This window comes from Flavobacterium zhairuonense (assembly GCF_004352915.1).
Lineage (GTDB): Bacteria > Bacteroidota > Bacteroidia > Flavobacteriales > Flavobacteriaceae > Flavobacterium > Flavobacterium zhairuonense.
Genome location: NZ_SJSY01000076.1, coordinates 95,591 through 108,814, shown reverse-complemented (window position 1 = coordinate 108,814; position 13,224 = coordinate 95,591). Strand labels below are relative to the sequence as shown.

9 protein-coding genes are annotated in these 13,224 nt (G+C 33.1%); 6 read left to right on the top strand and 3 right to left on the bottom strand.

Annotation, left to right across the window (positions count from 1 at the left end):
- The first annotated feature begins 105 nt into the window (after positions 1-105).
- Positions 106-1,896, top strand: coding sequence for an ABC transporter ATP-binding protein (locus EYY60_RS19540; protein WP_132990966.1), 1,791 nt, complete (start codon positions 106-108; stop codon positions 1,894-1,896).
- A gap of 199 nt (positions 1,897-2,095) precedes the next feature.
- On the opposite strand, the gene EYY60_RS19535 is transcribed toward EYY60_RS19540, so the two are convergent.
- Positions 2,096-3,265: a proline dehydrogenase family protein gene (locus EYY60_RS19535; RefSeq protein ID WP_132990965.1), complete on the bottom strand. Its 1,170-nt coding sequence runs from the start codon at positions 3,263-3,265 to the stop codon at positions 2,096-2,098.
- Between the two features lie 264 nt (positions 3,266-3,529).
- Here EYY60_RS19535 and aroB point away from each other — a divergent pair, with 264 nt between their 5' ends.
- The 5 genes from aroB (at position 3,530) to recQ (ending at position 10,062) form a co-directional block, all read left to right on the top strand.
- A complete protein-coding gene (gene aroB, locus EYY60_RS19530) occupies positions 3,530-4,597 on the top strand; it encodes a 3-dehydroquinate synthase (protein ID WP_132990964.1) in 1,068 nt (355 codons plus the stop codon).
- A 297-nt stretch (positions 4,598-4,894) separates the two neighbouring features.
- Positions 4,895-6,298 carry a type III PLP-dependent enzyme domain-containing protein gene (locus EYY60_RS19525; RefSeq protein WP_026728689.1) on the top strand — a complete coding sequence of 468 codons (1,404 nt, stop codon included), beginning with the start codon at positions 4,895-4,897 and terminating at the stop codon, positions 6,296-6,298.
- Between the two features lie 104 nt (positions 6,299-6,402).
- Positions 6,403-7,371 (top strand): deoxyhypusine synthase family protein, encoded by a 969-nt coding sequence (locus EYY60_RS19520; protein WP_026728690.1) that lies wholly within the window; start codon positions 6,403-6,405, stop codon positions 7,369-7,371.
- Positions 7,372-7,380: 9 nt separating this feature from the next.
- On the top strand, positions 7,381-7,794 hold the full coding sequence (locus tag EYY60_RS19515) for a DNA primase (protein ID WP_132990963.1): 414 nt from the start codon (positions 7,381-7,383) through the stop codon (positions 7,792-7,794).
- 147 nt (positions 7,795-7,941) lie between these two features.
- Positions 7,942-10,062, top strand: coding sequence for a DNA helicase RecQ (gene recQ, locus EYY60_RS19510; RefSeq protein WP_132990962.1), 2,121 nt, complete (start codon positions 7,942-7,944; stop codon positions 10,060-10,062).
- Between the two features lie 34 nt (positions 10,063-10,096).
- Here recQ and EYY60_RS19505 read toward each other — a convergent pair whose 3' ends face one another.
- Together EYY60_RS19505 and EYY60_RS19500 are read right to left on the bottom strand one after the other, a co-directional pair.
- Entirely contained in the window at positions 10,097-10,612 is a 516-nt protein-coding gene (locus EYY60_RS19505) for a DinB family protein (protein ID WP_132990961.1), read from the bottom strand.
- An 11-nt stretch (positions 10,613-10,623) separates the two neighbouring features.
- Positions 10,624-13,209, bottom strand: coding sequence for a phosphoenolpyruvate carboxylase (locus EYY60_RS19500; protein ID WP_132990960.1), 2,586 nt, complete (start codon positions 13,207-13,209; stop codon positions 10,624-10,626).
- Between the last annotated feature and the right edge of the window lie 15 nt (positions 13,210-13,224).

Genomic DNA, 13,224 nt, shown 5'->3' with positions numbered 1-13,224 from the left:
TCTTAGTATTTAGTTAAAAAGCAAAATCTAGATGTCTAATTTCTAATATTCTTTTGTATTCATTGACTAGTGTCATACATTTGCATACCTTAATTGTATATTCAAATGGCACGATTTCAAGAAAATGATTTACCGAAAGCTAAATTAGACTCTAACTCACTTCAAAAAGCACTCCGAATTTTTAAATACGCCAAAAATCACAAATGGAAATTTTTCCTAGGCTTGATTTTCCTTTTATTAACCAGCGCCACTGCCCTCGCCTTTCCTAAATTAATGGGGATGTTAGTAGATTGCGTTACTAATAAAGATCTAGACAAAGCTAATGAAATTGCACTTGCATTAATGGGAATTCTAACATTGCAAGCTATTTTCTCTTTTTTCAGAATTTCACTTTTTGTAAATTTTACTGAGAATTCACTATCAAACATCCGTTTTGCATTATATGAGAATTTGGTAAAACTGCCAATGTCTTTTTATTCACAAAAACGTGTTGGAGAACTAAACAGCCGAATCAGTGCAGATATTTCACAGCTTCAAGACACTTTCACAACAACAATTGCCGAATTTCTACGTCAGTTTATTTTAATTATTGGTGGTTTTGTTATTCTAGGAAGTATTAGTCCGAAACTGACTTTGATGATGTTGGCTATTGTTCCAGTTGTAGCTGTAGCTGCAGTAATTTTTGGAAGATTTATTCGTAAATACGGAAAAAAAACACAAGATAAAGTTGCTGAAAGCCAAGTGATTGTTGAAGAAACATTGCAGGGAATTAGCAATGTAAAAGCTTTTGCAAATGAATGGTATGAAATTCAGCGTTATAAAAACAAAATCAAAGAAATTGTAAAAATCGCTATCAAAGGCGGACAATACAGAGGATATTTTGCTTCATTTATCATTTTATGCCTTTTTGGATGTGTGGTTGCCGTTGTTTGGTACGGAATTACTTTGACAATTAAAGGCGAAGTTGAAGGTGTTGGAGATCTGATTTCTTTTGTTCTTTATACCACTTTTATCGGAGCTTCTTTTGGAGGAATTGCCGAAATGTATGCTCAAATTCAAAAAGCGGTTGGCGCAACAGAACGTGTTTTTGAATTGCTAGAAGAAACTCCAGAGGAAATCAATGCAAATCCGCATGCATCGACTATAGAAAAAATCAAAGGAAATGTGGCTTTTAAAAATGTTGCTTTCCATTATCCATCACGAAAAGAAGTTCAGGTATTAAAAGATGTAAATTTCGAAGCCGGATTTGGGCAAAAAATTGCAATTGTTGGTCCGAGTGGTGCCGGAAAATCCACTATTTCATCCTTATTATTGCGCTTTTACGATATCACCGCAGGAGAAATTTTAATTGATGGAAAAGACATTCACGATTATGATTTAGAAAATCTGCGCGGCAACATGAGTATTGTTCCTCAAGATGTGATTTTATTTGGAGGGACAATTAGAGAAAATATAGCTTACGGAAAACCTGATGCTACAAATGAAGAAATTGTTGCTGCTGCAAAACAAGCAAATGCTTTCAATTTTATAGAAGGTTTCCCAGAAAAATTTGAGACTTTGGTTGGAGAACGTGGCGTAAAGCTATCAGGCGGACAACGCCAGCGTATTGCAATTGCGAGAGCTTTGCTTAAAAACCCTAGTATTTTGATTTTGGATGAAGCAACATCTTCACTAGATAGTGAAAGCGAAAAGCTAGTTCAAGAAGCACTAGAAGTTTTAATGGAAGGAAGAACAAGCATCATCATCGCTCACCGCCTTTCAACAATTAGAAACGCTGATAAAATTCTAGTTTTAGATAACGGAAAAATTTCGGAAGAAGGAACACATCAAGAACTAATAAACCTAGAAAACGGAATTTATAAAAACTTGAGTAATTTGCAGTTTAGTAACTCTTAAATTAAATTCCAATTATAAAACAAACCCGACACATTTTAAAAAACTGTCGGGTTTATTATTTATTGTAAACAATAGACTAAAGTTCCGCAGGAACAAACTATTTTGTAGAGCTGGACTTCAGTCCAGTTTAGACAAGACAAAAAAAGCTCCAATTTTTAATTGGAGCTTTTCAAATATTTGCAAGTTGAAAATATTGCAATTATTTCCCTTTTCTTCTGTTACGTTCCGCTTTAATCATTGATAATTCACGGCTAGTCTGGCCAGCTACAGAAGTGTTTTCTTCAGCACGACGAATTAAGTACGGCATAACATCTTTTACAGGTCCAAAAGGCAAGTATTTCGCAACATTATAACCGTTTTCAGCCAAGTTGTAACTAATATTGTCACTCATTCCGTATAACTGCCCAAACCAAATTCTGTTGTCATTTTTAGCAATTCCTTTTTGAGCCATCATTTCCATTAATTTGTATGAGCTCAATTCGTTGTGAGTTCCAGCAAAAATAGCCATTGTATCTAAATGCTCTAACATATAATGTACGGCAGCATCATAGTTTACGTCAGTTGCTTCCTTAGAAACACAAATTGGTGAAACATAACCTTTTTCTTCGGCTCTTTTGTGTTCTTTTTCCATATAAGCACCACGAACCAACTTCATTCCGATGAAGAAGCCTTCTGTTTTTGCTATATCATGTAATTTTTTCAAATAATCTAAACGATCCCAACGGTACATTTGCAATGTATTGAATACAATCGCTTTTTTTTTATTGTATTTACGCATCATATCCGTTACCAAGTCATCAGCAGCATCCTGCATCCAGCTTTCTTCACCATCAATTAGCAACGCCACATCTTTTTTATGCGCTTCGCTGCATATTTTATCAAAACGAGCCACTACTCTATTCCATTCTTCTTGTTCAGCTGGAGACAAAGTTTGTTTTTCACCTAACTTCTCATACAATTCAAAACGTCCTAAACCTGTTGGTTTGAAGACAGCAAAAGGAATCGCTAGACGCTCTTTTGCAAATTCTACTGTTCTTAATGTCATTTCCAAAGCCGCATCAAACTGCTCTTCTTCTTCTTTTCCTTCAACAGAATAGTCTAAAACAGATGAAACACCTTTTGTAAACATTTTGTCCACAACTGTAAGGCAGTCATTTTCATTTACACCACCACAAAAATGATCAAAAACAGTTGCACGAATAAGTCCTTCAACCGGAAGATGTGCTTTAATAGCAAAATTAGTAACAGCCGTTCCAATTCTAACAAGTGGCTCGCTGTCAATCATTTTAAAAAGAAAGTAAGCTCTGTCTAGTTCTGTATCACTCTTTAGCGAAAATGCCACTTGAGTGTTATCGAATATTTTTTCCATTAAGTTTAATTTTTATGCAAAGATATAGAGTGTTTTGAATATTGTTTACAAAACAGCATTATAATTTTGCATATTTTTAGTTAAAGTTGCCATTTGAAGCAAAAGTTTAAAGAATTAAGAATATTAGCACATAACTCTTGTGGATAGGTTTGTCAAACAAAATATTGAATAAAATATGGTCCATATCCAACAAATTAGACTCAAAGTTTGAATATTATTTGTTGAAAAATGCCTTATTTTGCGGTTTCAATTAACTTGCAAATTATGAAATCTATTCAAGCCAATAATTATTTCGTTCATTTCAACCAAAATGCCTACGAAGCTTTAAATAAACATTTAAAAGAAAATAAATACTCTAATATATTTATAATCGTAGACGATCAAACAAATGAATATTGTTTGCCTAAATTCATTCCTCTTTTGGAAACAGATTTAGCAATTGAAATCATAGAATTTGAAGCTGGCGAAGCCAATAAAAACATTGAAACGTGTATTGAGATCTGGAATATATTGACCGAACTTGGAGCCGACAGAAAAACACTTATTATTAATGTAGGTGGTGGTGTTGTTACTGATTTAGGAGGTTTTGTTGCTTCTACTTTTAAAAGAGGTGTAGATTTTATAAATGTACCAACTACTTTATTGTCTATGGTTGATGCTTCTGTTGGAGGAAAAACGGGAGTTGACTTAGGAAATCTTAAAAATCAAATTGGAGTTATCAACGTGCCTCAAATGGTTTTAATTGATACAGCATATTTAGAGACTTTGCCACAAAGTGAAATGCGTTCTGGTTTAGCAGAAATGCTAAAACACGGCTTAATATACGATGCGCCGTACTGGAGGCAGTTCTCTGATCTAAAATCAATTGTTTTTGATGAATTGGATCAATTGATTTATCGTTCAGTTGAAATTAAAAATGAAATTGTTGTTCAGGATCCAACTGAGAAAAACATTCGTAAAGCTTTAAACTTCGGACATACATTAGGACATGCAATTGAAGGTTACTTTTTAGAGAGTGAGGAAAAAACGACATTATTACATGGAGAAGCCATTGCAGTTGGAATGATTTTGGAAAGTTATATTTCGCTTCAAAAAGGTTTGATTTCTCAAGAAGAATATCGAGAAATAAAAGCAATAATTAAAGGTATTTATGATGATGTGATTTTTGAAGAAAATGACATTGATCCGATATTAGAATTGCTGATTCACGACAAAAAAAATGAATACGGATTAATTCAATTTGCATTAATTGAAGGAATCGGGAAAATAAAAATTAACCAATCTGTTGAAAATAAATTAATTCTAGAAGCATTTGAGGATTATAAATCTTAATTTTTTTTTAATCAAAAGCATTGCTTTAGGTATATATTATTTTTTACATTTGCCTCGATGAAAACAAACAGAAAACAAAGACATTTCAGCTCTTACAGAAACAGACTCAACAGTTCTTTACTAAGAATGTTGAACCGTTTTTATAATAGTAAAAGTCCGTTTTGTTTTGATGTTTTCCTATGTTCAAAAGCCGAGCACGAAAAGTTGCCGATTATTTTTGCCAATATTAGAGTTTGAATTTTAAATTTAGCGCCGTTTTTACTAAATTTAAATACAAATTAAAATATTGAAAATTAAATGAATACAAAATATTCTGATCTAATAAACCAAACATACTATTTTCCACAAGAGGAATTTAAACTAAACAAGGACAATCTTCAGTTTCATAATATCGATTTGATGAAGCTTGTTGAACAATATGGTACACCTTTAAAGTTTACTTATTTACCTCAAATTTCTGAAAACATAAACAAGGCAAAATCTTGGTTCAGAAAAGCAATGGAAAAGAACAAATACGAAGCAAAATATTACTATTGCTATTGCACAAAAAGCTCTCATTTTGAATATATTATGAATGAAGCTTTTAAGAATAACATTCATATTGAAACTTCGTCAGCATTTGACGTAAATATTGTTGAGAATTTGTTGGAAAACGGAAAAATCAACAAAAGTACATATGTTATCTGCAATGGTTTTAAAAGAGACGAATACATTACAAATATTGCAAGATTAATCAATAACGGACATAAAAACACTATTCCGATTATTGATAACTATGAAGAACTTGATCTGCTTCAAGGCGAAATCAAAGGAAAATTCAAAATTGGAATTCGTATCGCTGCTGAGGAAGAGCCTAAATTTGAATTTTATACTTCAAGATTAGGAATTGGATATAAAAACATAGTTTCGTTCTATAAAAAACAAATCCAGGAAAATGACAAATTAGAGCTTAAAATGCTTCACTTTTTTATTAATACTGGAATCAATGATACATCATATTATTGGAATGAGTTAGTAAAATGTATCAAAGTATACATTGCACTAAAAAAGGAATGCCCTACTCTAGATGGCTTGAACATTGGAGGTGGTTTCCCGATCAAAAACTCACTTGCTTTTGAATATGATTATCAATATATGATTGATGAAATCATCAATCAAATTAAAATTGCTTGTGAAGAAGCTGAAGTTGATGTGCCAAATATTTTTACAGAATTTGGCTCGTTTACTGTTGGCGAAAGCGGTGGCGCGATTTATCAAATATTGTATCAAAAACAACAAAATGATAGAGAAAAATGGAATATGATCGATTCATCGTTCATAACTACTTTGCCGGATACTTGGGCAATAAATAAACGTTTTATCATGCTGGCAATCAATCGCTGGAATGATACTTACGAACGGGTTTTATTAGGTGGACTGACTTGCGATAGTGACGATTATTACAATTCAGAACAAAATATGAACGCCATTTATTTGCCTAAATACAACAAAGAAAAGCCATTGTATATTGGTTTCTTTAATACTGGTGCGTATCAAGAAACAATTGGTGGATACGGAGGTTTGCACCACTGCTTAATTCCCCAGCCTAAGCATATTCTAATAGACCGTGATGAAAACGGTATTTTAGCAACCGAAGTGTTTTCAGAGCAACAAACTTCTGATGATGTATTGAAGATTTTAGGATACAAGAAAAAAATGTAAAAAAACAACTGCAAATTAAATGTTAATATTTTAAAAATGCTTAATTTGCATACAACACAGAAGGTTAAAATCTTTAATTCAAAAAAAACAAAAAAAAAGAGGAAATGAAAGGACCAATCAGTCAGTTTATTGAAAAACATTATTTGCACTTTAATTCTGCTTCTCTTGTAGATGCAGCTAAAGAATACGAGCAACAATTAGCAAATGGTGCTAAAATGCTTGTAAGTATGGCTGGAGCTATGAGTACAGCAGAAATTGGTAAAATTTTCGCTGAAATAATTAGACAAGATAAAGTACAAATTATTTCATGTACTGGAGCCAATCTAGAAGAAGATATCATGAATTTAGTAGCTCACTCTCATTATGAAAGAGTTCCTAACTATCGTGATTTGACACCAGAAGACGAATGGGCATTGCTTGAAAGAGGATTAAATCGTGTTACTGATACATGTATCCCTGAGCATGAAGCTTTCAGACGTTTGCAAAAGCATATTTATAAAATTTGGAAAGATGCAGATGACAAGGGAGAACGTTACTTCCCACATGAATTCATGTACAAAATGTTGTTGTCTGGAGTTCTTGAAGAATATTATGAAATTGACTTAAAAGACAGCTGGATGTATGCCGCTGCCGAAAAAAATCTTCCAATTATCGTTCCAGGATGGGAAGACAGTACAATGGGTAATATTTTTGCTTCTTATGTAATCAAAGGTGATTTGAAAGCATCGACAATGAAATCAGGTATCGAATACATGACTTTCCTTGCTGATTGGTATTCAAAAAATAGCGATAACGGCATCGGATTTTTCCAAATTGGTGGTGGTATTGCGGGAGATTTCCCAATCTGCGTTGTGCCAATGTTGTACCAAGATATGGAAATGCATGATGTTCCTTTCTGGAGCTATTTCTGCCAAATTTCTGATTCAACAACTAGTTATGGATCATACTCTGGAGCAGTTCCAAATGAGAAAATCACTTGGGGTAAATTAGATATCAAAACTCCGAAATTTATTATTGAATCGGATGCTACAATTGTTGCTCCACTTATTTTTGCATATTTATTAGATTTATAGGATATTTTTATGAAAAGAATTATAGTAGACTACGCCAAATTGACCAATGAAATTTTAAACCTTCTGGTTGAAAAGTTCCCTGATGGTTATGACGATTCGGATGTTATCCGTTTCAGAAACGCTAAAAACGAATTAGTAGAAGCTGTTGAAGTTCGCACGGAAGACACTATTTATTTAGTAAAAATCAGTACTAAACTTGCTGACAGAATCGAAAATTATGACGAAGATGACGATATGGATCTTGATGTTGACACAATCGAGCCAGTTAAAGGTTTAGATCTTGATGATGATGCAGCCGACGACGACGACGACGATGACAATCAAGATAAACCGGACAATGATGGTGGAGATGATGACGATGATGACGAAGATAGAGATAGTGACGACATCGCGGACGATGATGATGAAGACGACGAAGATTAATTTATATCTTTAAAAATAAATTAAAGGAACTCATAACTGAGTTCCTTTTTTTATTGATGCAATCATTAATAATTTTATAAGAATAATTATTTAAATATTTTAAAATATAAGAAAATTCTTTAAATTTATCTTTTAGATAAAAGCCATATGAATACAGAACTCCTCCATACTAAGCTTAAAGAAAATTTTGGATTCGAAAAATTCAGACCAAATCAAGAAACCATAATAAATACAGTTCTTTCGGGTCAAGATGCACTCGCCATCATGCCTACTGGCGGAGGGAAATCAATATGTTTTCAATTACCCGCTTTAGTGTTACCTGGAATAACAATTGTTATTTCACCATTGATCGCATTAATGAAAGATCAAGTGGACAGTTTGAAAACAAATGGAATTAATGCATGTTATATCAATAGCAGTCAATCTGCTCAAGAACAGCAATTTTATATAGACAATTTAAAAACAAATTCTTTCAAACTCGTTTATATTGCGCCAGAAAGTTTATCATATCTAGATGTTGTTTTTAATGAATTGACAATCAGCTTGATTGCTATTGATGAAGCCCATTGTATTTCTTCATGGGGACATGATTTCAGGCCGGCTTATACTAATTTGGGATATTTAAAAAACCGCTTTCCTTCTACTCCAATCCTTGCTTTGACGGCTACTGCAGACAAAGCAACTCGTACTGATATTACAAAGCAGCTAAATCTAAAGAACCCAAAAACGTTTGTAGCTTCTTTCGACAGAAAAAATTTAAGTCTGGAAGTTCGTCCAGCTTTAGATCGTGTAAAACAAATTATTGATTTTATCGAAAACAAGCCCAATGAATCTGGAATAATTTATTGTTTGAGCCGAAAAACCACAGAAGAACTCGCTGAAAAATTAGCTAAAAACGGAATTCAAGCAAAAGCTTATCATGCAGGTTTGGATAATGAGACTAGAGCAAAGACTCAAGATCAATTTATAAATGATGATTGCCAAGTGGTTTGCGCTACAATTGCTTTTGGAATGGGGATTGACAAATCGAATGTTCGCTGGGTCATTCATTATAATCTTCCAAAAAATATTGAAGGCTATTATCAAGAAATCGGGCGTGCCGGGCGTGATGGATTACCAGCCGAAACTGTAATGTTCGAAAGTTATGCCGATGTAATTCAGCTTCAGAAATTTGCTTCTGAGGGATTGAACTCAGATGTGCAGCTTGCAAAATTAGATCGAATGAAGCAATATGCAGATGCTGTAAGCTGCCGTAGAAAAATTTTGCTTTCTTATTTTGGAGAATTGGTTACTGAGAATTGCGGTAATTGTGATATTTGCAAAAATCCGCCAACTTTTTTCGATGGCACGATTCTCGCGCAAAAAGCACTTTCTGCAATTACGAGATTGCAGGAATCTGAACCTTTGGCCGTAATTGTTGATTTTTTAAGAGGCTCGAGAAACGCATATATCTATGAAAAAAATTATCAAGAGCTAAAAACGTACGGAATTGGTGCTGACATTTCTTGGTACGACTGGAATCAATATTTGATTCAGCTTATTAATTTAGGATATTGTGAAATTGCTTTTCATCAGCATAATAAAATCCTGCTTACTCCTTTTGCCAAAAAAGTTTTATTTGAAGGCGAAAAAGTAAAATTGACAACAGTAGTCAAAAAGGTGATCGATAAAAATGAAATCAAACAAGAAAAAGCAAAAGCAATCAAAAATTCTCTTTTTGAAACACTTCGAAAATTGCGTTATGAAATTGCACAAGAAGAAGAAGTTCCTGCTTATGTCATTTTTAGTGATGCTTCCCTGCGTCAAATGGAAATTATAAGACCAATGAGCGATGAAGAGTTTCTTTCTGTCGAAGGTGTCGGAAAAGCAAAACTAGAAAAGTACGGAGCAGATTTCATCAAAGCCATTATTGAATTTGAAAGAAATAAATCTGTTGTCAAAAAAGAGAAAAAAGACAACACTTATAAAAAAACGTTGGAATTATTTCAGAATGGAATTTCGGTAGAAGAAATTGCAGAACAGCGAGATTTGAGTCCAACTACAATTATTTCACATTTAGCGAAATTATATGTTGATGGTCATGATTTAGATTTAAGCCAGTTTGTTTCTGAAGAAGAAATTCTTCAAATAGAAAAAGCTCAAACAGCATTAGAGAATCCAAATGCATTAAGACCTTACTACGATTTTTTCGAAGAGAAAATGTCTTATGAAAAGATCCGATTTGGTTTGGCGTTTTTGGAGAGAAAACAAAAAAATCCTGTAAATTGATTTACAGGATTTTTTCTTTTTATAATTTTCAACCTTACAAATACCTTTCTTCAAAAACTTTTTGATGATGTTTTTGATGCCCAATAATAGCAAAACCTAAAGCACGAACTGAAATTGGATTGTTTGATGCAGTTCCAATTCTCTTAAGTTGTTCTTCAGATAAGCTTTTGTAAAACAATAAATTTGAATGTCTTAACGCAGAAAATTCAGTCAACAAATCTTGAATGCTTCGACTGTTTGCATTCGTATTAACAGCATAATCATTTTCCTCAAAACTTGGCAAAGCCGTTTTGTCGTTTCTTGAAAAACGCAGTGCACGATAAGCAAAAATACGCTCACAGTCCATAATATGCTGAATAATATCTTTGATTGTCCACTTTCCTTCCGCATAACGATAATCAAATTTGTCCATAGGAATGTCTTGTACAAATCTGATGAAACTATGCAGAGAAATTTCTAACTCTTCAATCAAATTTACATTTCCTGCTTCACGGATATAGGTTGCAAATCCGCCAGAATATTCATTTTCTAATAATTGGTCTGCATTCATGATTCTTATTTTTAAGCTGAATTTCTACTTGCATTCGTATTTCCGAAAAGCGATCTCGTCACGATTTTTTCATACACTTTGATCAAATCTTCGTTTGCTTCTTTTTCTTTATTTAGTTCATTGATTCTCAATAATGCATATTGCTGGATTGTCAACAATGGCAATACGATACGCTCTCTAATTTGAATAGAAGCTATCCCATCAGGATAATTTTCCATCAACGTTTTATGGCCTGCAATTTTAAGCAAAAGACGTTTTGTTTCTGAAAATTCATCGTAGATAATTTGCCAGAATTCGCCAAACTCAGGGTCTTTGCGCATGTAAGCTGTTAATGGCAAGAATGATTTTGCCAATGACATCATACTATTTTCAAGCAACGTTTTAAAGAATAATGAATTGTGGTAAAGATCGCTTACTTTTTCCCATTGTCCAGATTCTTCAAAATGTTTCAAAGCAGAACCTACACCAAAAAATCCAGGTACGTTTTGTTTTAATTGGCTCCAAGATCCAACAAACGGAATCGCTCTTAAGTCGGCAAAATCTAATGATTCCGATTTGCTTCTTTTTGATGGACGGCTTCCAATATTTGTTTTTGAGTAATATTTCAGCGTACTCATTTTTTCCAAATATGGAATAAATTTTGGGTGATTTTTAAAACTCAAATATTTGTCATATCCCAAATTCGCTAATTTAGTCAAGATTTGTGTTTCTTCAGCGCTTAACTCGTTTTCTTCTTTTTTGAACACCTGATTAGTAACTCCGGCAGTTAATAAATTCTCGATATTATATCGGCAAGAATCTAAAGTTCCAAAATTAGAGCTAATAGTTTGGCCTTGAACTGTAATTTGGATTTCGTTATTTTCAATTTTTGGACCTAATGATGCATAGAATTTGTGTGTTTTTCCGCCACCACGTGCAGGAGGTCCACCACGTCCATCAAAGAAAATTGCTTTAATTCCATATTTTCTTGAAATTTCTGTCAAAGAAATTTTAGCTTGATAAATACTCCAGTTAGCCATTAAATAGCCACCATCTTTTGTTCCATCAGAGAAACCAAGCATAATGGTTTGCTTGTTTCCTCTCGCTTGAAGATGTTTAGAATATTCTGGATTTGTATAAAGCTGCTCCATAATAGAGTGTGCATTTTGCAAATCATCTACTGATTCGAAAAGCGGAATAATATCAACCGAAGGATTTTCCCAATCATTCAAACGAATCATAGCAAAAGTTTCCATTACATTCAGAGCACTTTCATTGTTACTAATGATGTAACGATTTGCTCCTTCTTCCCCATTATTTTGCTGAATTGTTTTAATCGCTTGAACAGACTCTAGAGTCGATCTTGTAATTTCGTTTTCAAAATCCGCAGGATTCAAATTTCCTTTTACTTTTGACAAAACATCAATTTTTTGATCTTCTGTCAATTCATAATAGTTCTTAGGAAAAATATCTGAACCAGAATTTAAATAGTAATTAACTACATCTTTAAATACAGCGTTGTGAATTTTGCTATTCTGACGAATATCTAAAGTAGCAAAATGGAATCCAAAAAGATTGATCTTCACTAAAAGCGCTTCTAATTCATCTAAATATAAAGACTGATGTTTTTCAATAATAATGGTTCTAATTTTATTCAACTGAGTTAATAATTCTTCTAAAGTAATGAAGATTTCTCCTTTTGAATAAAATACCGAGCGATAAAGTTTATGTTCAAGTTCAGCAACTAAAGTATCTACTCCTGAGAAAGTTAGCTTTCGCTTTAAATTTCTCATTTCAACATAATAGCACTTCAAAATTGAAGTACGCAAACGATCTGCAACTTTCAAAGTAATTTCTGTTGTAACAAAAGGATTTCCATCACGATCACCTCCTGGCCAGAAACCAAGCTTGATTAATTGATTCTGAATCGCACTTCCGTTTAAAATGTTTTTCTGCAAATAATGAACAATTTCTCCAGAAGTTGCATAAAACACATTCTCCAAATACCAAATCAAACTTACGGCTTCATCATAAGGATTTGGTTTTACATTTTGAATAAAAGGTGTTTTTCCTAATTGCGCTAATAATTGTTTAATCTGCAACAAATCATTCTGACGAATTGCTTCAGTCAAATCATTAATGATTCCTAAAACAGGTCCAGGGTAAAACTGAGTTGGATGCGCAGTCAAAACGGTACGCACATTGAAGTTTTCTAAAAACTCAATTAATTCTTCGTCTTTTTCTTTTGCATCCGTTTTTTCTTTAATATCACGAAGAGACCCACGTCCTTCCATGTTGTTTACTTCTGGAAAAGCAGCATCTTCAATAGCATCAAATAATACGATTTGACGTTCTATATATTGAATAAATCGGAACATTAAGTCGATTTTTTCAGTCTCAGAAGCGTTATTTAGGAACTTATTTGAGAAAAAATCAAAAATTTCTTTCGGTGTTTCTTGTTTTTTGAATCCTGTTTCACAAGTCTCTGTAAACAAAGGCAATAAAACTCCTGTATTGTCTATAGAGTCAAACGGCAATGTTATAAAAACACTATTATAAATGTAGTATTTAGAGAGAACGTCTTGATTAAAACGCTCAATTTTTGGTAACGTGTACATAATTGTGTTGTAGTT